Below are 21627 nucleotides of genomic sequence, written 5' to 3' on the forward strand. Positions count from 1 at the left end.
AAACACATAGATCCGAAGCTCCCCTTCGGAAAAACCGATACCCCGGAGAACGGAACCCCCTGATGAGCGACGTGAGCCTGCGGCAGCTGGAGTACCTGAGGGCCATCGCGCGGCTGGGGTCGGTGACGGCGGCGGCCCGGGAGCTGTTCGTCTCGCAGTCGACGGTGTCGACGGCGCTCACCGACCTGGAGGCGGCGCTGGGGGTCGCCCTCTTCGTCCGCACGCCCCGGGGGATGCGGCTCACGGAGTCGGGCCGGCACGCCCTGGCGGTGGCGGACGACGTGCGGGCCAGCCTCGAACAGCTGCGGGAGTCGGCGCACCGGGAGCGGGAGGAGGTGGAGGGGGACCTCACGGTCGGCTGCTACGCGACCATCGCGCCGATCCTGCTGCCCAAGGTCATCGCGGAGTTCTCGCGCAGGTACCCGCGGGTGCGGCTCTCGTTCGTGGAGGCGGCCCACGGCGCCCTGCTGGACGACCTGCTCGGCTCGCGCATCGACCTGGCCGTCACCTACCACTACGAGCTGGCCTCCGTCCGGCCGCCGACCGGGGTGGCCACGCAGTGGCTGCGGTCCGACCCGCCGTACGCGCTCGTGCCGGTGGACGGGGCCCTGAGCGCGAAGGAGGAGCTGACCCTGGCCGACCTGGCCACGGAGCCGCTGATCCTCTTCGACCTGCCGCCCGGCGGCGACTACTTCCTCGGCCTGTTCGACCGGGCCGGGCTCACCCCCAACGTGCGCTTCCGCACCGGCAGCTTCGAGATGGTGCGCGCCCTGGTCGCCCGCGACCTGGGCAATGCCCTGCTCACCCAGCGCACCGTGCTGGAGCGCAGCTACGAGAACCTGCCGTACGCCACCCGGGAGCTGGACATCCGCTCCGAGGGGCTGGGGATCGAGATCATGCGGCTCGCGGGGCGCAAGCCGGTGCGCCGGGTCCAGGCCTTCATCGACGTCTGCCGCGAGGCCGTCGCCTGACCCCGGGGCCGGAACCGCGGTCCGGAACGGGTTCCGGGGCGCCCGGGGCGGCGGGGTCCGTCCCGGTGCCGTCGCTGTCGCGCGACACCGGCGGGGCTGCCGGGGCGGTGGGAGCGCTGTGCTCCCGCCGCTCCGGGCTCCGTCGCCGCCGCCCGCACTGCGTCGCGGGAGCGGACCTGTCGCCCCGCACACCCCGCGAACGGCTCCCGATCACCGGAAGGGGCCCCGGCCCGCCCCCGCGTCCGCGATGGGTATCAGCCGCCGTTGGACTGGCGGATGCCCTCGGCGAGCGCCTCGAAGGTGTAGACGAACCCGCCGTCCCGGCCGCTGACCGTCATGTAGGCGTCGGTCTCCCCCGGTGCGATGGCGACGTTGGTCGCCGAGTCCAGGCCCTCGGCGTCGTCGGCGGGCACCTCGACCGTCGCCAGGTGCTCGCCGAGCGGGCTGTACACGAGGATGCCCGGCCGGCCGTGGACGGCCTGGTAGAGGTTCCCGGCGGCGTCGATCGCGTTGGAGTCCACCCGGCTCGTACCGCCATTGAAGTGGAGGGCGGTGTGGGCCGTCTCCACGGCGGTGCCGTCACCGTCGAGCGCCAGGTGGTCGACACGGTTCGCCGCGTACTGGCTCACCCACAGCCCGGTGAAGTCCTCGGTGAAGGAGATGCCGTTCGGCGCGGGCAGGTCCCGGGCCAGGACGGTCGCCTCCGCCGTCTCCCCGTCGATCCGGACCACCCGGCCCCGGGCCTCCCAGACCGGCCCGTCGAACCCGGTGGAGTCGCTGACGTACAGGTTCCCGTCCTCGTCGAAGGCGAGGTCGTCCGGCCGCATGACCGCCCCGTCGACCTCGCCGGAGAAGAAGGTCGTGTGGTCCTCCCCGTCGGCGGTGAGGCTGTCGATCCTCCCGCCCGCGAAGTCGGTCAGGTACAGGCGCCCGTCGGAGGGGCTGAACTGGGCGGAGGTGTACGCGCCGTCCCCCTCGGTGAAGACGGTTTCCACCTCGCCGGAGCCGGTGTCCACCCGCAGCACCTTCGGCTCTCCCTCGGGGGCGGTGACGTCGACGACCAGCAGCCCTCCGTCGGGGGCGAGGACGGGCCCCTCCAGCAGGGTCATCCCGGTCTCCTCGTGGACGGAGGTCACTCTGGTGAGGAGCTCGGCCGTCACCTGCGCCGCCGCCCCGGGTGCCGGGGCCTGGGCGGGATCCGGGTCCGGGGGTTCGGGGGCCGAGCAGGCCGTCACCACGACCGCCAGGACGGGCGCCGCGAGCGCTCGGGCGGCCGCCGCGCGCCGCCCGGCGGAGGGGGGCTGTTGCATGGGGGCTCTCTTTCTCTTCTTGCTCTGTGCGTTCGGTGGCACGGGTGCGGACCATTCGTGCGGGGATGCGGGCGCGGGGGCACGGGACCGGCGCACGGCCCCGCACCCCTGGCCCGTCCGGGGATCAGTCCCCGGGCTTGAGGACCTCGTGGAGGCGCTCCTCGCGCCACCGTCCGAGCAGCCGGTGGAAGGCCACGGGCCCGGGGCTGTAGGAGGTGCCGCCGTGGACGCCGGCGCCCTCGCGGTTGTAGTAGCCGGGCGTGCACTCGGCCTGGAACGCGCAGTTGTCGTGGGCGGTCTCGCGCACCTCCCGCCCCCACGCCTCGGCCGCCTCCGGGGAGGGTTCGACCACCACGTCCCCGGCCTTGCGGGCCGCGGCGACGACGGCGGCGATGTGCTCGGCCTGCTCCAGCAGGATGTGCGCGAAGTTCACGGAGTTGGCGTTCTGCAGCGCCCCCAGGTGGAAGAGGTTGGGGAAGCCCGGGCTGTAGAAGCCGTGCAGGGTCACGGGTCCGCGGCTCCAGGAGGCGAGGAGCTCCCGGCCGTCGCGGCCGCGCACGGGGAGCGCGCCGGACAGCACCCCCGAGACGCCCACGTCGAACCCGGTGGCGAAGACGACGCAGTCGACCGGGTACTCGGCGTCGCCCACGACGACCGCGTCCCGGGTCATGCGGGTGATGCCGCCGTGGTCGGCGGTGTCGACCAGGGTGACGTCGGGCCGGTTGAAGGTCTGGAGGTAGTGGTCGCTGAAGCAGGGCCGCTTGCACATGTACCGGTACCAGGGCTTGAGCAGCTCGGCGGTGGCCGGGTCGTCGACGACCTCGTCCACACGGGCCCGGATCCGGTCCATCGTGCGCGCGTCGGCGAGTTCGTCGAGGCGCTCGCGCTCCTGCGGGGGGACACTCGTGTCCAGCGCTCCGGAGACCACCTTGCGCTGGAGCCGGGCGGTGGCGGTCCAGCCGTCCCCGGTCAGGTCGGTCTCCACGGGCTCGCCGGAGACGACGGCGAGGAAGTTCTCCATGCGCTCGCGCTGCCAGCCGGGCTTGAGGGAGGCCGCCCACTCCGGGTCGGTGGGGCGGTTGTCGCGGACGTCCACCGTGGAGGGGGTGCGCTGGAACACGTACAGGTGCTCCGCGTCGCGGGCGAGGTGCGGGATGACCTGCACGCCGGTGGCCCCGGTGCCCACGACCGCGACCCTCTTGTCGGCCAGGCCGACCAGGCCGCCGTCCTGGTCGCCGCCGGTGTAGCCGTAGTCCCAGCGGCTGGTGTGGAAGGTGTGGCCCGCGAAGTCCTCGATCCCGGGGATGCCCGGCAGCTTGGGCCGGGTCAGCGTGCCGGACGAGGTGATGACGAACCGGGCGCGCATCCGGTCCCCGCGGTCGGTCCCCACCGTCCACTCCCGCGCCCGGCCGTCCCAGTCCAGGGAGGTGATCCGGGTGTGGAACAGCGCGTCACGGTACAGGTCGAAGGTCTCGGCGATCGCCACGGCGTGGCGGCGGATCTCCTCGCCGGGGGCGTAGCGCCACTCCGGTACGTAGCCGACCTCCTCCAGGAGCGGCATGTAGGAGTAGGACTCGATGTCGCAGTGGATGCCCGGGTAGCGGTTCCAGTACCAGGTACCGCCGAAGTCCCCGGCCTCGTCCGTCATCCGGATCGACTCCACGCCCGCCTGGCGCAGCCGGGCGCCGGTGACGAGGCCGCCGAACCCGCCGCCGACGACCAGCACCTCCACGGTGTCGGTCAGGGGCTCGCGCTCCCTCCGCGGGGTGTAGGGGTCGGTGGCGTAGTAGCCGAACTCTCCGGCGGCGGAGCGGTACTGGACCGCGCCGTCGGGGCGCAGGCGGCGGTCCCGCTCGCGGGCGTACCTGGCCCGCAGCGCGTCGAGGTCGATCTCCGGGGCGTGGTCCGTGGCCGGCATGCGGTTTCCTCTCGGTCTCTCACCGTGGCGCCGGTCGGGTGCGGCGTCCAGGGGTCGCGTCCCGGCTCGGGGCCGGGGCGGGCGGGAGGGGGATGCGCCGGGGCCGGGCTCAGCGGTCCTCGGCGGTACGAACAGCGGGGGCGGTAGGGGCGGACGGACAGGGTGGCGGCGACCGCGCGGGCGGTGTCGGCAACGGCGGCTCGGGCAGTAGGGGGATGGACGGGATGCCCAAGGCCCGCATGAGCGGAACACCGGCCCCGCCGGAGGCCGGGACCGGGACGACCGGGCCGGGCCGTACGCGTGGCGGCCCTGCGGGCGCCCGGGCGCGGACACCGCCCATGAGGGGACCCCCGTCTCCTGACGTGCACCGATACCGACTTTTAAGTCAGTCGCCTGACTTAAGATAACAGTGTGTACCGGACCGGATCCCCTTTCGGTCGGACGCGGAGGGAAGGCGGGGACGCGGCGGCGCCGTCAGCTGGGCAGGAGCGGTTCCGGTGTGGTCAGCGTCACTGTCCGGGCCGACCGCGCCCCGGGCCAGGCCCCGGACCGCCCCGCCGGGCGCCGGAACGGGCCTGCCGGACGGGATCGGTACGGTGGTCCCCATGAGCGAGAGGCGGACGAGGTCGGAACGTGTCGTCACGACACGCGAGGCGATCCTGGCGGCGGCGGAGCGGCTCTTCGCCGAGCACGGGATCTCCGGCGTCTCCAACCGCCAGATCGGCCAGGAGGCCGGGCAGGGGAACAACACGGCGGTCACCTACCACTTCGGCTCCCGGGAGGGCCTGGTGCGCGCCATCGTGCGCAGGCACACCGACCGGATCGAGGAGATCCGCCGCCACATGGTGCTGCGGGCCGAGGGCTCCGACGACGTCCGGGACTGGATCGCCTGCATGGTGGCGCCCTTCGCCCAGCACCTGGCGGACCTGGGCGTCCCCTCCTGGTTCGGGCGGTTCAGCGCCCAGGTCATGGCCGACCCCGCCTACCGCGACATCATGGCGCTGGAGGCCCTGGACTCCGCATCCCTGGCCCGCGCGGGCAGGGAACTGCTCCGGTGCCTGCCCGACCTGCCCGAGGAGGTCCGCGAGGAGCGCCAGGAGATGGTCCGCATCCTCATGGTCCACATGATCGCCGAGCGGGAGCGCGCCCTGGCCGAGGGGGCGCACACGGCGCACGACTCCTGGCAGCGGGCGGCGTCCGGACTGGCCGACGCCCTCGCCGGCCTGTGGACCGCCCCGGTGGCCCTGCCCCGCCCGTGAGCACCGGCCGCTCCCTGCACGGCCGGTGCCCCTACCGCGGCCCGCGCAGGAACAGGAACAGTTTGAGCCCGCGGAGCCGCCGGGCGTCCCCCGTGGCCTGGTAGCCCCGGACCGCCTGCGCGTAGGCGTGGCGGGCCTCGTCCCTGCGCCGGGTCGCCCGCCAGGTGTCACCGAGGCCCTCCCAGGCCTGGGCTTCGCTGTGGATGTCGCCCGACCGTCGGGAGAGGTCGCGTGCGCGGGTGTAGGCGTCCTCCGCCTCGTCGAGCCGGTCCGATCTGCGCAGCACCAGGCCGAGGTTGTTCCAGGCCAGGGCCTCGCCGTGGGTGTGCCCGAGCCGCTGGTAGAGGTCACGCGCCCCGGTGTAGGCGTCGGCGGCCTCCGGTAACCGTCGCATGCTGAACAGGACGTTGCCGAGGTTGTTCCGCGCGTCGGCCTCTTGCTTGGTGTCGCCGAGCCGCTCGGAGAGCTCACGGGCCCGGGTGTGAGCGTCCAGGGCCTCATCGAACCGGCGCGCCTCGCGCAGTGCGAGGCCGAGTCGGTTCCACGCCAGGATCTCCCCCTGGCCGTCGCCGAGCCGCTCGGAGAGCTCACGGGCCTGAGTGTGAGCGTCGATCGCCTCCTTGAACCGGTACATCTCGTCCAAGGACGAACCGAGGTTCGTCCAGGCCAGGGCCTCACCCGCTTCATCCCCGACCTGCCGGTAGAGGTCGCGTGCCCGGGTATGGGCATCGATCGACTCCTTGAACCGGCGTGCCTCGCGCAACGACGAACCGAGGTTGTTCCACGCCAGAGCCTCGCCCTGTGTGTTACCGAGCCCCTGGTAAAGATCGCGGGCGCGCGTGTGCGCGTCGACCGCCTCCCCCGCCGCGAAGGTGTCCTGAAGGACGTTGCCGAGGTTGTTCCAAGCCCTGGCCTCGCCCCGCGTATCGCCGAGCCGTTCGCAGAGGTCACGGGCACGCGTGTGCGCCTCGACCGCCTCCCCGAACCGGCGCACCATGCGCAGCGCCGAACCGAGGAAGTCCCATCCGTCGGCTTCGCCGACGGTATCGCCGATCCACCGGTAGAGGTCGCGCGCCCGGGTGTGGGCGCCGACCGCCTCGTCGAACCGGTGCGCGTCGTACAGCGCCAGGCCCAGATCGTTCCAGGCCACGGCCTCGTTGAAGGTGGCGTTGAGCTGCTGGAAGAGGTCGCGCGCCCGGGTTTGGGCATCCACCGCCTCATCGAACCGGAGGACCCCCCGCAGGGCTTTGCCGAGGTTGTTCCACGCGACGGCCTCCCCCTCGGTGTCGCCGGACCGTCGGCAGAGGTCGCACGCACGGGCGCAGGCGTCCACGGCCTCCTCGAACCGGCGCATCTCGCGCAGCGCCGAGCCGAGCCGGAGGCACGCCCGGCCCTCGTTGTAGGTGTCGTCGAACTGTCGGTAGAGGTCGCGTGCGCGGGTGCAGGCGTCCACCACCTCGTCGAACCGGCGTACCTCGCCCAACGTCATGCCGAGGCTGTTGCACGCCCATGCCTCGCCGTGGCCGTCGTCGGCCCGGCGCGCGGCCTCCCGGGCCAGGGTGTACACGGTGACGGCCTCTTCGAACCGCTCCTGCACGTACAGGTATGCGCCCAGGGCGCCGGACAGATCGACGGTGGTGGAGGCGCGTCCGGTGTCGTGGGCGGTACGCACGGCGGCGGCCATGTTCTCCCGCTCGGCGCCCAGCCACGCCAGCGCCGCCTCGCGGTCCGCGAACACCTCGTTCGGAGCGCCGCCGTCCGTGGCGCGGACGTGCGCGTCCGCGGCATAGGCCCGTGTGGTGTAGAAGTCCAGGAGCCGGTCCAGGGCCCGCTCCCGGGCGTCCCCCTCCCCTCCCCCCGTGTCGGGTCCGGGCCGGAGTGCGAGGGTGCGGGCGCGGTCGGCGAACGCGGGGTCCATGGACCAGCGGCCGCCGGGCCGCTCGGTGAGCAGGTGCGCCGCGGCCAGGTCCCACAGCGCCTCCTCCGCCCGCGAGGGCTCGTCGGCCGGGAACCCGGCCAGGGCCGCGGCCGCCTCGGTGGAGATGTCGGGGCCGGGGGCCGAACCCAGCAGCACGAACATCCTCGCCCGGTCCTCGGGCAGGGCGATCAGGGACAGGAGGGCGTCCTCCGCGGACCCGTCCGGGTCCGCCCTCGTCCGGGCCACGGTCACCAGCCGGGTCCGGTGCCGGGTGATGGCCTCGGTCAGGTCCCCGTCCGGCCACCCGCCCGCGGCGCGCGGCCCCGCGTCCGGTGCCCGCGGGGCCAGGGCGGACAGTACGCGATCCAAGCCGGGGCGGGCGGCGGGGTCCTTGGCCAGACAGTCGGCGACCAGAGCGGCCAAAGGCCCGGGCAGGGCGGCCAAAGGCCCGGGCAGGGCGGACAGGTCCGGTTCCTCGTACACGATGCGGAAGACGACCGCGTGCACCGGGCCGTCCCCGAACGGGCTGGCGCCGGTGGCCGCGAAGGCGAGCACGCACCCCAGGGAGAACACGTCCGAGGCCGGGCCGACCTCCCGGGCGCGGGCCTGCTCGGGGGACATGAACGCCGCGGTCCCCAGCACGGCGGAGGAGTGGGTGTGGGAGGTGGAGTCCAGGGCGCGGGCGATCCCGAAGTCGATCAGCCGCGGCCCGTCCTCGGCCAACAGGACGTTGCCGGGCTTGAGATCGCGGTGCACCACCCCCTGGGCGTGCACCGCCGCCAGGCCCTCGGCCAGGCCCGCGCCCAGCGCGGCGACCGCCTCCGGCGGTAGCGGCCCCCGCTCGTGCACGGCCCGGTCCAGGGAGGGGCCGGGGATGTAGGCGGTGGCCATCCACGGCGGGTCGGCGTCGGTGGCGGCGTCCACGACGGAGGCGGTGTAGAGTCCGCCGACCTTGCGGGCGGCGGCCACCTCGGCGGCGAACCGACGCCGGAAGCCGGCGTCCTCGGCCAGCTCGGGGCGGACCACCTTGACCGCCACCGGGTACCCGCCGGGCGAGGTCCCCAGGAACACCCGGCCCATCCCGCCGCCGCCCAGGCGCGCCCGCAGCGTGTAGGGGCCGATCCGGGCGGGATCGCCGTCGTACAGGGGGTCGGGCATGGCACCGCTTCCGGGTGAGGGGGTGTTCGTCCGGTCGTCAGCGTCGATGATGCCAAAACACCCTGCCGTCCGGGAGCTCCGTCCCGCTCCGGCCACAGGTATCCGTCCCGGGAGGCCGGACACGGAAGAAGGGGGTGCTCGGAGGCCGCGCCGCCCGAACACCCCCTGCCGGGGAACCGCACCGGACCGGGAGTCCCTCCCCGGTGGCGCCGCGCGGTGACCGGAGCGACCGCAGCGACACGACCGGGAACGACCGGTGGGCCGCCCGACCGACGGGACGGCGACGGGACCGGGGACCGGAGCGGGACCCGCGTTCCGCTCCTCCCCCGTCCCCACCACGGGACCGCGGGACCCGTGGGGTGCACATTCGCCGTGCCCGCCCTGTACGTCGTCCCCGGGGCGCCTCCGGTTCCCGGAATCCGGGGATTCGGAACGCCGACACGGGGCCCGGTGCGCCCGGCCCCGGGTCACCCCTTGCGGGCCATCCCGCAGAACTCGTCCATCTCCCGGGCCCGGCCCACCTCGACGGGGTCGGGCCGCCACAGCGGGCACGAGACCACCCCGGGCTCCACCGGCTCCAGTCCGTCGAACAGGGCGCGGATCCGCTCCGGGGTGCGCAGGTGGTAGACGGCCGAGCCCGCCTCGTTCCACCGGCGCACCGCCTCCTCCATCGCCTCGCCGGTCACCGCGCTGGTGCTGTGCACGATCGCCAGGTGGCTGCCCGCGGGCAGCTCCCCCATCAGGTGGTCGATGATCCGCTTCGCCTCGGCGTCGTCCCCCACGAACGGCAGCACCCCGAACAGGGTGATCGCGACCGGGCGCTTGAGGTCCAGGGTGCGGGCCGCCCGGTCCAGGATGGTGTCCGGATCGCGCAGGTCGGCGTGGATGTAGTCGGTGGCCCCCTCGGGGGTGCCGGTGAGCAGGGCGCGCGCGTGGGTCAGGACCAGGGGGTCGTTGTCGACGTAGACGACCCGGGCGGCCGGGTCCTCCCGCTGGGCGACCTCGTGGGTGTTGTTCGCGGTGGGGAGCCCGGTCCCGATGTCCAGGAACTGGTCGATGCCCGCCTCCCGGACCAGGTGGGTGACCATGCGGACCAGGACGGCCCGGGTGGCGACGGCGATGTCGACGATCTCGGGCAGGACCGCGACGATCCGGTCCCCGGCCTCGCGGTCGGCCGGGTAGTTGTCCTTGCCGCCCAGCCAGTAGTTCCAGATCCTGGCGGAGTGGGCCTGTGAGGTGTCGATGGGGGGCGGGGTGTTCATGGCACCGTGTTTCGCAAAGGGGGCGGGGGCGCCGCCCAGCCTAGGGGATTTCAAGGCGTTCCCTCCGGCGGCCGCTGCGGCTCCCGGGCGCGCGCCCGGCCCTACCCCGCCGGACGGGGACCCGGCCCGGCCCGCTCGATGTCGGCGGCCGGATAGGGCGTCCGCTTGCTCACCGTGAGCAGCCTGCGGTGGAACCCGTCGAGCACGAGGGCGGCCCGGGCGTTCCGGTCGATGACCCCGGCGATCGCGGACGGAACCCCCTCGGGCCTCGCCCCCGCGATCCAGTCGCGCAGGAACGCCCCGGACCGTACACGGCCCGGGGCACGCCTTCCCCTGTTCCCTCACCACCCGGTCGGACGCTCCCTCTCCCCCACCGCCCGAGGGATCGACACCACCCGGTAGGCCACCTGTCCGAACCGCTTCTCGGCCACGAACAGCGCCCCCTCCCATCCGGCAGGCGTCCCCATCCGTTGCGCCAGGCGGAGCACCTCGTCCTCCTGGCGCCCGTCGCACCCCTCGGGGAAGTACGACAGCTCCACCCGCGCCGCCTGCCCGACCGGCAGCCGCGGATCCGCCTCCAGGAACCGCGCCAGCGCCCGCAGCCCCTCCACCAGCTCCCGCCGCTCCACCATCCCGGCGTCCGGCACCGTGTCCGCTCCGGCCTGCCGACACGGTCCGCTCCACCGCCCGGCCCCGGCCTCCCCTCGCTCGCCGACCGCCCGCAGCCGCACCCCGTGTCGACACCGCCGCGCCCGTTCCGGCTTCCCCATACCGCCCCCTCCCTCCAGCAGAAAAACCTTCCACCCGGGAAAGAAGCCACCCCACCGCCGAGATTGGACACCCCCTCCCGGCCCGCCCCGGGGAGCCCACCAGGGCACCACCTTTCGGCCCCGCCGTCAGCCCACCCAAAACCCCTGTGACCTGCACCGTCAGCCTCAAGCACGGTGTTCGCCTCTGAGCGAAGGCCCAGGACCACGATCCGGACGGAAGACCGACATCCGTTTCCGGCCTCCGGCACCCGGCCCGCAGTGTTCGTCGCCGCCCGCACCGTGGCCCGCACCGCTTGAACGCCACCGCGCCCTCCGCCGCCCGTTTCCCCACCGTTTCCCAGGAGTTGACGGGATGCGAAGAATGATACAGCCTATACACTACATACTGTGATGCCGGTCACGGCAGTGCACGAGGAGGAACAGATGACGGTTGTACTGGCCCACGCCCCGGTGGATTCCGCCGAGGCGGCGTTCGGGGCGGCGGTGCGGCAGGCCTCTCTTCAGGGGTGGGATCTGGTGATCGCCAACGCCGCCTCGCACGACGCCCCGGCCGACACCCGCGCGGTGGGGGGTTCCACGCTCCAGAGCCTCGTCGAGCGCGCCCGACAGGAGGGCGTACAGGCGCGAGCGGTGCACCTGGCCGACTCCGATGCGGCGGCGGCGCTGCTGAACCTGACCGAAAAGGCGGACGCCGAACTCCTGGTCATCGGGGTCCGCCACCGGTCGGCGATCGGAAAACTGCTCGTGGGCAGCACGGCGCAGCGCCTGATCCTGGAGGCGAAGTGCCCGGTCCTGTCGGTGAAGGCCTGACCCGCGTGACAGGAACGACGAGAGAGGGTTCTTCATGATCGGCGACAAGGGGCTCATCGCACCCGCCGCGGGCGCGGTCCTGGTACTGGTGACCGGCTTCTTCGCGGTCCAGGACGCGATGGGGCAGGACGAGGGCTCGCTGGCCCGCTCGGCCCTGACCGTGATCGCCCCGGCGGCGGCCGGGGGCGGCTGGGACCTGGCCGCCCGCGAGTTCCAGCAGGCGACCAGGACCGAGTCGATCGTCAACAGCGTCCAGGTGGTGAACGTCCCCGGCGCGGGGGGCACGATCGGGCTGGGCCAGTTGCGGCAGCTGGAAGCCGACCCCGCCACCGTGATGATCACCGGCGCGGCGATGGTCGGCGGCGTGGAGATGGGCGGGTCCTCGGCACGGCTGAGCGACGTGACCCCGATCGCCCGGCTGACCGACGACTTCGAGGTCATCGCGGTGCCCGCGGACTCCCCGTGGGAGACCCTGGAGGAGTTCCTCGACGACTGGCGGGAGGACCCGACCATCCCCGTCGGCGGAGGGTCGGCGGGCTCCCCCGACCACCTGGTCGCCGGACAGCTGGCCGAGGCGGCCGGGCTCGATCCGGCGGACCTGCACTACACACCGCACGCCGGAGGCGGCGAGCTCACCCTGTCCCTGCTCTCCGACGCCAACGGCACCGTGCGGATCGGGGTCAGCGGATTCAACGACTTCCGCGACCTCATCGAGGGGGGCCGGCTGCGCGCCCTGGCCGTGGTCGCCCCCGAACGCCTGGAGGGCGTGGACGTACCGACCACGGCGGAACTCGGCTACCCCTCCGTGGACCTGGTCAACTGGCGCGGCATCGTCGCCGCCCCCGGGATCTCCGACGAGGAGCAGGCCGAGCTGCTGGCGATCACCGAGGAGATGTACCGGGCCGGGTCCTGGCAGGAGGCGATCGACCGCAACCGCTGGGAACCCAACTGGGCCGGGCCGGAGGAGTTCACCGGCTTCATCGCCGAGGAGGAGACCCGGACCCGCGCACTCATGATCGACCTCGGCCTCATCGACGAGGCCTGACCCGGGACCCCACGGAGGAGAAACATGTCCGACACCACCCTTGACCCGTCCCCCACCACCGACCCGCCGGGAGACCGTGAGCCGGCGCGCCCCCTGTCCTTCTGGGAAGGACGCGGCGAACTGCTCATCGGCGCCGTCCTGCTGCTCATGGCGGCGGTCCTGGCCCTGGGGAACCTCGGGATGGACGTCATCGGCGACGGGGGCCTGCTCGGCCCCCAGGGCTTCGGCTGGTTCGTCGCCGCGCTCGCGGCGGTCGTCGGTGCCCTGCTGGTCGCCTCGACGCTGCGGCGCACCCCCGAGCGCCGCCGCGCACTGGCCGAGCAGGAGGGCACCAACTGGCGCGCCGTCGGCCTGGTGCTGACCGGTGTCATCGCCTTCAGCGCCCTGATCGACATCGTGGGCTGGCTCGTCATGGCCACCCTGATGTTCGCGACCGTGGCCACCGGCCTGGGCAACCGCAACCTGCTGCGCAACCTCACCGTCGGGTTCGTCATGGCGGCCACCGTCCAGATCGTGTTCAGCGGCATGCTCGGCCTCAACCTCCCGTCCGGCCTGTTGGGAGGTCTGTGACATGGAGCAACTGACACACCTGCTCGGCGGGTTCGGCGACGTCCTCACCCCGATGAACCTCGTGTGGATCGTCGTCGGCGCCTTCCTGGGCACCGCGGTGGGCGTGATGCCGGGCCTGGGGTCGGCCATGGCCGTCGCGCTGCTGCTGCCGATGACCTTCACACTGGATCCCCTCGCCGCGCTCATCCTGTTCAGCGGCGTCTACTTCGGCGGGCTCTTCGGCGACTCCACCGCGGGCATCCTGATGAACACCCCGGGCAACAGCACCGCGATCGCCACCACCTTCGAGGGCCACACCATGGCCCGCAACGGGCGGGCCCCGCAGGCGCTGGCGACCTCCGCCATCGGCGCCTTCGTCGGCGGTCTGCTGGCCACCGTACTGGTGGTGTTCTTCGCCCCCACCATGGCCGACCTGGCGACCGAGTTCGGACCCGGCGAGTACTTCGCCCTGGCGCTGTTCGCCTTCGTGGCCATCTCCTCCATCGTCTCCGAGTCGCCGCTCAAGGGCCTGGCCGCGCTGGCCATCGGCCTGGGGCTCGCCCTGGTGGGCACCGACCAGTCCACGGGCACCGCACGCTTCACCTTCGGGGTTCCGGCCCTGTTCGACGGGATCAGCGTCGTGGTGATCACCGTGGCCGTGCTGGCGGTGGGCGAGGTACTCCACGCCGCGGGACGCGTGGGCCACCGCGGAGCGCACGAGATCGTGCCCTCCGCGGGTCGCCCCTGGCTGTCGGGGCGGGACTTCCGCGCCGCTCTGCCCGCATGGCTCAGGGGTGCGGGTATCGGCGTGCCCTTCGGGATCATCCCGGCCGGCGGGGCCGAGGTCCCCACCTTCCTCGCCTACAGCACCGAGCGCCAACTGGACAAACGCCGCAGGGAACCCCGGTTCGGCAAGGGCGCCATCCAGGGCGTGGCCGCACCCGAGGCCGCGGGCAACGCCACCGCCGGAAGCGCGATGGGCGCGCTGCTGTCCCTGGGCCTGCCGACCTCGGCGACGGCCGCGGTCCTGCTGGCGGCCTTCCAGCAGTACGGCATGCAGCCCGGCCCGCTGCTGTTCGAGCGCAACGGCGACATCGTCTGGGCGCTGTTGGCCGGACTGCTGCTGGCCACGGTGGTGCTCCTGGTCATCAACCTGCCCTTCGCCCCGCTCTGGGCGAAACTACTGCTGCTGCCCCAGTCCTACCTCTACGCGGGCATCACCGTCTTCGCCTGCCTCGGCGTCTACGCCACCGGCGCCAGCAAGACCGACCTGGCCATCATGTGCGTCCTGGGCGCGCTGGCCTTCGTCATGCGGCGCACCGGGGTGCCGCTGGCCCCGATCCTCATCGCCGTCATCCTGGGCCCGCTGGCGGAGTACTCCCTGCGCGACGCCATGGCCAACTCCGGCAACGACCCGCTCACCCTGGTCGGCAGTCCCATCACCATCACCCTGTACGGCCTCCTCCTGCTCGGACTGGTCTGGACCCTGTGGCGGAGGTTCCGCCCCGCCGTCCCGACCCGCCCTGCGGACGAGGAGGGAGCGGAGGCGCACGACCGGGTCTGACCGCCCCGCGGACTTCACGCGCGAGGGCCGCCCGGAAGACTCCGGGCGGCCCTCGCGCGTGAGGCCGGCAGGGGTCAACCGCGTGCTGATGCCCGGAACGCCCGGTCCAGGATGTAGGGCAGGAGTCCGCCGTGCCGGTGGTAGAGCCGCTCCCGCGAGGTGTCCAACCGGGCCCGTACGGTGAATTCCACGACGTCGCCCGTGGTCAGGTGCCGGGCGGTGACGCGAAGGCGGGCGGGCACCTCGGGCCGGCCCTCCATCCCGGCGACGGTGTACTCCTCCCGCCCCGTCAGCCCCAGGCTCTGTGCGCTCTGCCCGTCCTCGAACTGGAGCGGCAGCACCCCCATGCCGACCAGGTTGGAGCGGTGGATGCGCTCGAAGGACTCGGCGATCACGGCCCGCACGCCCAGCAGGGCGGTGACCTTGGCCGCCCAGTCACGGGACGAACCGGTCCCGTACTCCTTGCCGCCGATCACGATCAGGTCCTGCCCCCTCTCCAGGTGGCGTTCGGCGATCACGTGCACGTCGTCTGTGATGCGGTCGGCCCCGTCCGGGCCGAGGTCGACGGCCTTCCCGCCCGGCAGGCCGGGGGTCGTCCGGTTCTCCAGCCGCGGGTTGGCGAAGCCGCCGCGCAGCATGACCTGCCAGTTGCCGCGGCGTGAGGCGTAGGTGTTCAGCTCCCGCTCCGCCACGCCCTGTCCGGTGAGGAAGCGTCCGGCCGCGCTCGCGGCGGGGATGCGCCCGGCGGGGCAGATGTGGTCGGTGGTGACCGAGTCGCCGAGCAGTTGCAGGACCCGGGCACCGGTGATGTCGCGCTGCCCGGGGGGCGTGGTGCCTGTCGCGCGGTCCAGGAACGGGGGCCGCCGGAGGTAGGTCGACTCGCGATCCCAGGCGAAGACGGGTCCCTCGGGGGCGTCCAGGCCCCTCCAGTTGTCGTCCCCGTCGAAGAGGGTGCCGTAGACCCCGGTGTACAAGGACGGCTCGATGCAGGCCCGGGCCACCGCGTCCACCTCGGCCTCGCCGGGCCACAGGTCCGCGAGCATCACGGGCCCGCCGTCCGCGCCGGTGCCGAGCGGTTCGGCGGTCAGGTCGATGTCGACCGTGCCGGCCAGGGCGAAGGCCACCACCAGGGGCGGGGAGGCGAGGAAGTTCAGGGAGACGTCGTTGTTGATCCGCCCGTCGAAGTTGCGGTTGCCCGAGGTCACCGAGGCCGCCACGAGCCCTCGTTCCCCGACCGCGGCCTCCACCTCCGGCAGGAGGGCCCCGGAGTTGCCGATACAGGTCATGCAGCCGAAGCCGACCAGGCCGAATCCCAGGGCCTCCAGGTCTCCCATCAGCCCGGCGCGTTCCAGGTAGTCCACCACGACGCGGGAGCCGGGGGCCAGGCTGGTCTTGACCCAGGGGCGGGGGCGCAGGCCGAGGCGGGTCGCGTTGCGGGCCAGCAGTCCGGCGGCGATCATCACCGCCGGGTTGGAGGTGTTGGTGCAGGAGGTGATGGCGGCGATGGCGACCGCACCGTCCCGGGGCCCGTCGCCGGTGCCCCCGCCCCCGGTGTCCGTGTCGTCCCGCGGGTGTTCGGGGAGGGCCTCCCGCAGTGCGCGCCGGGTGTCGCCCAGGTCCAGGCGGTCCTGGGGGCGCCGGGGTCCGGCCAGGCTGGGGGTGATCCCGTCCAGGTCCACCGTGACGGTCCGGTCGAAGCGGGGGCGGCCGGCCGGGTCGTGCCAGAGCCCCTGTTCTTTGGCGTAGGCCTCCACCAGGTGTACCTGCTCCTCGGGGCGTCCGGTGAGGCGGAGGTAGTCCAGGGTGTTGCGGTCGACGGGGAAGAGCGCTGCGGTCGACCCGAACTCCGGGCTCATGTTGGCCAGGGTGCACCGGGTGGCCAGGCTCGTCGCGGCCACGCCGGGCCCGAAGAACTCCACGATCGCCCCGACCACGCCCAGGCCCCGCATCCGCTCGGTGACGGTGAGGACCAGGTCGGTGGCGGTCACCCCGGGCCGCAGCTCCCCGACCAGTTCGACCCCGACCACGGGCGGGATGAGCATCGAGACGGGCTGGCCCAGCAGGGCGGCCTCGGCCTCGATGCCGCCCACACCCCAGGCCAGCACCGACAGGCCGTTGACCATGGTGGTGTGGGAGTCGGTCCCGGCCACGGTGTCGGGGAAGGCGAGGCCGTCGCGTACCTCGACCACCCGGGCCAGGTACTCGACGTTGATCTGGTGCATGATCCCCGCGCCGGGCGGCACCACCTTCAGGGTGCTCAGTGCCTGCTGCCCCCACTTGAGGAAGCGGTAGCGCTCGCGGTTGCGCTCGTACTCGCGCCGCACGTTGAGGGCGGGGGCGTCGGGGCGGGCGAAGAAGTCGGTGGACACCGAGTGGTCGACCGTCAGCTCGGCCGGGATGGCGCCGTCGACGGCGGCCGGGTCCCCGCCGCGTTCGGCCACGGCGTCGCGTAGGGCGGCCAGGTCGGTCAGCACGGGCACGCCGTTGGTGTCGTGCAGGAAGACCCGCGAGGGGTGGAAGGCGATCTCGTGGGAGCCGACGCGGCCCGCGACGAGCGCCTCGATGTCGGCGGCCGAGACGAGGTCGCCGTCCTCGTGGCGTAGCAGGTTCTCCAGCATCACCTTGTGCGCGAAGGGCAGGTCCTCGGTTCCCGGTACGGCACCGAGGTGGAAGAACTCGACACTGCCCGTAGTGGTCCGCAGCCTCCGCCGGCTGCGGTGTGAATCGATCGACATCGCACCTCCTAGCCTATAGGCTACATGATGCAAGCAGGCGTGATCGGGCGGTATCCTCTTCCCTCAGGGAGGACGGGGAGCACGTGACGACGAAGCGGGTCTTCAGCAAGAGCGAGTACGCCTATGAGGAGATCAAGCAGCGCATCCTCACCGATGCCCTGCACCCCGGGGCCGCGGTGAACCAGGAGGGTGTCGCCGCCGAACTGGGCATCTCGACCACGCCGGTACGCGAGGCCTTCAAGCGCCTGGCCAGCGAAGGGCTGATGGTGCTGGCCACGCACAAGGACGCCCGGGTGTCCGAGCTGACCTTCGCCGAAGCCCAGAGCCTGTACGAGATCCGCCTCAACATCGACCCCCTGGCCGCCCGGTGGGCCGCCGAGCGCCGCACCGACGCCGACGTCGCGGCCATCCGAAAGGCCGTCGGTGACCTGCACCCGCTGACCGGCACCGCCGGGATCCCGGCGCTCACCGCCCACCGCGAGTTCCACCGCGCCGTCTACCGGGCCTCGCACAACCAGCCCATGATCGAGATCCTCGACAGCCTGTGGGACAAGGCCGACCGCTATCGCCAGTTCACGTTGAAGTACCGGACGGACTCCGAGGCGGAGATAGAGCGCGTCCGCGCCGAACACCAAGCGCTCGCCGACGCCGTGGCGGACGGCGACGGGGCACGGGCCGCGGAGGTCATGCGCGCGCACATCTCCCAGAGCCTCGGGCGGCAGGCCATGGAGGAGCTCCGGTCGAGGGAGACGGCGGGCGGCTGACCGGCACGGTCGGCGCCGCCGCGAAACCACGTGAAGCCGGGCGCGGTCCCCGAACACGGTGCCAGGGTCACGTCTCAGGCCCCGGTACGCGCCCCGAAGCGGCGGCCCCGGGGTAGGCGGTCACCTCTGACGGCGGCCGGGACCCGCCACGAGCGATGGGCGTGCCGAGTCGCCGTCGGCACCCGGCCGGGCCCGTCAGTTGTAGGAGGGAGGGAAGCCGCAGTTGCTGCCCACGTAGTAGTAGGTCAGCTGCACCGGTTCGCTCTTGTCCAGGGTCGTACCGGGTTCAGGGGACTGCCTCAGCACCTCGCACGACTCGGGGATGAACCTGCCCTCGCCGCTGGGGGGACCGTAGCCGGGGGTGCCCTGGATGTTCGTGAAGCCGCTCGCCTGGAGGGCGCTCTTGGCCTCGCTCGTCGACATCCCGACGACGGCGGGGACCGTTCCGTCGGTCGAGCCCGAACCGCCTCCGCCGCCACCCCCGCCCCCCGAACCGGCGGTGCCTCCCCCGCCGCCGGAGCCGTCCGGCTCCTCCCCGGAGCCGTCGTCCGACTCGTCGTCGGCCCCGCCCGACGTGCCTTCCGCCGACGCCTCCCCGCCGTCCGAGGAGGAGGCCGACTCGTCGGGCGTCTCCCGCGCATCGCCGCTCGGGTCGGGATCCGACGGTCCGCCGCCGTCGGTCGGGTCGTCGTCGGTCCCGGTGGCCGCGACGGTGCCGCCCCCGTCCGCGACGGCCGAGGGGTCGTCGCCCCCCGTCAGCGGGGACCAGGCCAGTGCCGTGGTCAGGAGCAGCAGGGCGGCCACGGCGGCCGCCACGAACCCGCCTCGCCAGGACCACATTCCGTGCCCCCTCCGCCCCCTGCCGGGGGCGCGCCGGCTCAGCACCGTCGGGTCCCCGGCGGCGGCGTCCCGGCAGGCCGTGGCGAACTCCTCCGCCGAGGCCCACCGGTCCCGCGGATCCTTCTCGAGCGCTCTGAGGACCACGTGCCGGATCGGCTCCGGGACCCGGTCGGGAAGCGGGGGCGGTTCGGCGGTCAGGTGGGCCGCGATGACGGCGGCGTGGTCGTTGGAGTCGAAGGGCGGCTTCCCGGCCAGGCACTGGTAGGCGACCGCGCCGAGGGAGTAGATGTCGGTGGCGTGGGTGAGTCCACGCATGTTGAGCTGTTCGGGGGAGGCGTAGGAGAGCGTTCCCAGCGCGACGCCGGTGGACGTCAGCGAGGTCACGTCGTTGATCCGGGCGATGCCGAAGTCGACGAGCTTGACCTCCCCGTCCTGGGTGACGAGGACGTTGCCGGGTTTGATGTCGCGGTGGATGATCCCCGCGCCGTGGACGACCTGGAGGGTGTCGGCGACCGCGGCGACGATCTCCATCGCCCGCTCGGGCGCGAGCGGCTCCCCGCTCCCGACCAGCGTGGACAGTGACGCCCCCTCGACCAGTTCCATCACCAGGTAGGCGATCTTCTCCCCATCGGCGACGGCCTCGCCGTGGTCGTACACGGCCGCGAAGCCGGGGCCCTGGAGCCTGGCCGCGGCCATGGCCTCGTGTTCGAACCGCCTGCGCGCGCCCTCGGTGTCCGCGGCGGTGGTATCCCTCAGAAGCTTGACCGCGACCGGGCGGTTCAGCCGGGTGTCGTGGCCTCGCCAGACCGTTCCCATACCGCCTGCGGCGATGACCTCGTCGAGGCGGTAGCGGTCCGCGATCGGGGATCTCACAGTTGCTCCTTGCGTTGGAGGGGGTGGCAAGGTCTGGGAACCGGGGCCCGTCTCCCGGACGGGCAACGACATCAGATGCGCGAAAGGCGAAAGAGGTTCATGACCGGTCGGGTGCGTGCGCGTTCGGGTGGGAGGGCGTCATGGGCCCCGCGGGCCGGGGCGTGGTGGAGAAGGGGGCCATCGCGGTGCTCCTTTTCCACGCTCGGACAGCGCGCGAGGGCTGACACGCAGGACCGCGACGAACGCGGCCGGTGCGAGGGTGATGGGAATGCCCGCCGGCTCACCGCGGCGGTCATGTACGGCGGTCGCGGCGAACATGGGGGCGCGAGGCCGGCGACTGTCGGCGGTGGCGGCCGGGCCAGCGTGCCGAAGGCCTCCGACGGCGGCAGATGCGGCCGCCGGGCCACCGGCGATGGTTCACGTCACGGTATCCCCGGGTGCCCTCTCAGGGGCGACGGGCTGTGGTCGGTACCGGTGGCCCGGCGGGGCTCGCCGGTCAGAAGTACGGGGCGAAGCCGCTGGTACGAGAGGCCCGGCCGGTCATGGCGAGGCCGATCCGGAGGAGCGCGAATGCTTCGGGCGCGCGGGCCCACGTCCGCGGCCTCCAAGCCGGTGCCGGACATGGACCCCGGGCCCTGGCAGGCAAGCGCCTCCTACCGCTGTAGGAATCGGAGGATCTTGGGGGCGGGGATGCGGGGTCTGGGGCGTGCGGTGTCAGCCCGGCTTGCGCTCGGTGCCCGGCTTCTCCTCCTCCCGCTCCGGCTCGGTGGCCGGCGCGGGCGATGACAGCGGGTCGAACGGGTCCCGGGTACCGACGGAGGGGCTGACTCTGGACCTGTACACGGGATCTCCTTCCCTGCGGGCGTCCGGTACGCCCGCCGCGAAGCGGCCTACCCCGCGCCGGCGACGGGCAGACGCCAGTGGCCGGGACGAGCCACGACCGCAAGCGGCCCTGCCGCCGGAATCGGGCACGGCCCTGTTCCGCAGCGACCGGCACAGCCCCGGGCGTTCCGGATCCCGGCCGCCCGAGCCCCGACGGTCTCGCGGGAGGTCATAGCGCCGGTCCCTGCTCCTGCCGGTCTCGCCCCCCTGCTCGGGCCCCGGGTTCCGGCACCGGGGCTCACTCGGTGTCGTCGGGGGGCTCGTACCCCGGCGGCGGGTCGATCGGCTCGCCCTCGGCGTCGATGACCCCGGTGTCGACGCACCACTGGGTCAGCGCGATGACCAGGCCCTCACTGTCGGTCTGGTCGGCCACCGCCTCACCGGCCTCGGGCAGCGCCGTGTCCAGGAACGCCTGGGCCGACGCGGCGTAGCTGTGGCCGACGGCCAGCAAGGCCTCCGCCAGGTCACCGCCGTCCGCGCCGGACTCGTCCTCCTCCGCGCTCCCCTCGGCCATCGTGTAGGCACGTTCGGCCAGGTGGCCGTGGACACACGCCGAGACGGTGTCGATCTCCTGTTGCTGCAGCTCCTCCTCCGAGGGGCCGGTGGGAGAGGGTGAGGGAGAGGGCGGCTGTGCGGTCTCCGGCTCGGGCGCGGGGGTCTGCTGTGCGCCGCAGGCGGTCAGCACGGCCGTCAGGGCCAGGGCCGCCGCGGGGGCGCGGAGGGGGTGTGCGGTCATGTGGGGTCTATTCCCGCGCTGACACCCGACACGCACCCAGGCCCCGCGCGCCGCGCGGGACCCTGGGTGATCCCGGCATGGCCTCAGGCGGGCTTGCGCTCGGTGCCGGGCTTCTCCGCCTCCGGCTCCAGCTCGGGAGCCGGGACCGGGTCGAGCGGGTCCCGTGGCATCCGCGTGCCCGCCGACGGGCCGCCGCCCCTGGATCTGTACACGGGGTCTCCTTCCCGGCGGGCGTCGCGTGCGCCCGCTCCCGGAGCGGCCTA

17 protein-coding genes are annotated in these 21627 nt (G+C 73.3%); 7 read left to right on the forward strand and 10 right to left on the reverse strand.

What is annotated here, in order from left to right:
* Positions 1-62: 62 nt before the first annotated feature.
* On the forward strand, positions 63-971 hold the full coding sequence (locus tag K1J57_RS28100; protein ID WP_220561724.1) for a LysR family transcriptional regulator: 909 nt from the start codon (positions 63-65) through the stop codon (positions 969-971).
* A gap of 254 nt (positions 972-1225) precedes the next feature.
* On the opposite strand, the gene K1J57_RS28105 is transcribed toward K1J57_RS28100, so the two are convergent.
* Together K1J57_RS28105 and K1J57_RS28110 are read right to left on the reverse strand one after the other, a co-directional pair.
* Entirely contained in the window at positions 1226-2281 is a 1056-nt protein-coding gene (locus K1J57_RS28105; RefSeq protein WP_220561725.1) for an SMP-30/gluconolactonase/LRE family protein, read from the reverse strand.
* A gap of 124 nt (positions 2282-2405) precedes the next feature.
* Complete coding sequence (locus K1J57_RS28110; protein ID WP_220561726.1) at positions 2406-4199, reverse strand: NAD(P)/FAD-dependent oxidoreductase; 1794 nt, start codon at positions 4197-4199, stop codon at positions 2406-2408.
* Between the two features lie 605 nt (positions 4200-4804).
* Between K1J57_RS28110 and K1J57_RS28115 the strand changes: the two genes are divergently transcribed.
* Entirely contained in the window at positions 4805-5458 is a 654-nt protein-coding gene (locus tag K1J57_RS28115; protein WP_220561727.1) for a TetR/AcrR family transcriptional regulator, read from the forward strand.
* Positions 5459-5489: 31 nt separating this feature from the next.
* Here the strand turns inward: K1J57_RS28115 and K1J57_RS28120 are convergent, their stop codons facing one another.
* The 3 genes from K1J57_RS28120 to K1J57_RS28130 all read right to left on the reverse strand — a co-directional run bounded on the left by K1J57_RS28120 (position 5490) and on the right by K1J57_RS28130 (position 10566).
* Positions 5490-8534, reverse strand: a complete 3045-nt coding sequence (locus tag K1J57_RS28120) for a serine/threonine-protein kinase (protein ID WP_220561728.1) — start codon at positions 8532-8534, stop codon at positions 5490-5492.
* A 467-nt stretch (positions 8535-9001) separates the two neighbouring features.
* Positions 9002-9796 carry an SAM-dependent methyltransferase gene (locus K1J57_RS28125; protein ID WP_220561729.1) on the reverse strand — a complete coding sequence of 265 codons (795 nt, stop codon included), beginning with the start codon at positions 9794-9796 and terminating at the stop codon, positions 9002-9004.
* A gap of 341 nt (positions 9797-10137) precedes the next feature.
* Positions 10138-10566: a hypothetical protein gene (locus tag K1J57_RS28130; protein WP_220561730.1), complete on the reverse strand. Its 429-nt coding sequence runs from the start codon at positions 10564-10566 to the stop codon at positions 10138-10140.
* A 423-nt stretch (positions 10567-10989) separates the two neighbouring features.
* Here K1J57_RS28130 and K1J57_RS28135 point away from each other — a divergent pair, with 423 nt between their 5' ends.
* From K1J57_RS28135 to K1J57_RS28150, 4 genes are read left to right on the forward strand one after another with little or no spacing between them, the layout of a single operon-like run.
* Positions 10990-11376, forward strand: a complete 387-nt coding sequence (locus tag K1J57_RS28135; protein WP_220561731.1) for a universal stress protein — start codon at positions 10990-10992, stop codon at positions 11374-11376.
* 34 nt (positions 11377-11410) lie between these two features.
* Positions 11411-12421: a tripartite tricarboxylate transporter substrate binding protein gene (locus K1J57_RS28140; RefSeq protein ID WP_220561732.1), complete on the forward strand. Its 1011-nt coding sequence runs from the start codon at positions 11411-11413 to the stop codon at positions 12419-12421.
* A gap of 24 nt (positions 12422-12445) precedes the next feature.
* Entirely contained in the window at positions 12446-12991 is a 546-nt protein-coding gene (locus K1J57_RS28145; protein WP_220561733.1) for a tripartite tricarboxylate transporter TctB family protein, read from the forward strand.
* Position 12992: 1 nt separating this feature from the next.
* A complete protein-coding gene (locus K1J57_RS28150; RefSeq protein WP_220561734.1) occupies positions 12993-14534 on the forward strand; it encodes a tripartite tricarboxylate transporter permease in 1542 nt (513 codons plus the stop codon).
* A 74-nt stretch (positions 14535-14608) separates the two neighbouring features.
* Here the strand turns inward: K1J57_RS28150 and acnA are convergent, their stop codons facing one another.
* Complete coding sequence (gene acnA / locus K1J57_RS28155) at positions 14609-17269, reverse strand: aconitate hydratase AcnA (RefSeq protein WP_220561735.1); 2661 nt, start codon at positions 17267-17269, stop codon at positions 14609-14611.
* 83 nt (positions 17270-17352) lie between these two features.
* Between acnA and K1J57_RS28160 the strand changes: the two genes are divergently transcribed.
* Entirely contained in the window at positions 17353-18033 is a 681-nt protein-coding gene (locus tag K1J57_RS28160; RefSeq protein WP_220561736.1) for a GntR family transcriptional regulator, read from the forward strand.
* A 195-nt stretch (positions 18034-18228) separates the two neighbouring features.
* Here K1J57_RS28160 and K1J57_RS28165 read toward each other — a convergent pair whose 3' ends face one another.
* From K1J57_RS28165 to K1J57_RS33780, 4 genes are all read right to left on the reverse strand, one after another.
* Positions 18229-19746, reverse strand: a complete 1518-nt coding sequence (locus tag K1J57_RS28165; RefSeq protein WP_220561737.1) for a serine/threonine protein kinase — start codon at positions 19744-19746, stop codon at positions 18229-18231.
* 714 nt (positions 19747-20460) lie between these two features.
* Positions 20461-20589, reverse strand: coding sequence for a hypothetical protein (locus tag K1J57_RS33775; RefSeq protein ID WP_255646648.1), 129 nt, complete (start codon positions 20587-20589; stop codon positions 20461-20463).
* Positions 20590-20866: 277 nt separating this feature from the next.
* A complete protein-coding gene (locus K1J57_RS28170; protein ID WP_220561738.1) occupies positions 20867-21364 on the reverse strand; it encodes a hypothetical protein in 498 nt (165 codons plus the stop codon).
* Between the two features lie 83 nt (positions 21365-21447).
* A complete protein-coding gene (locus tag K1J57_RS33780; protein WP_255646649.1) occupies positions 21448-21576 on the reverse strand; it encodes a hypothetical protein in 129 nt (42 codons plus the stop codon).
* Positions 21577-21627 lie beyond the last annotated feature (51 nt).

This window comes from Nocardiopsis sp. MT53 (assembly GCF_019598965.1).
Taxonomy (GTDB): Bacteria; Actinomycetota; Actinomycetes; order Streptosporangiales; family Streptosporangiaceae; genus Nocardiopsis; species Nocardiopsis changdeensis.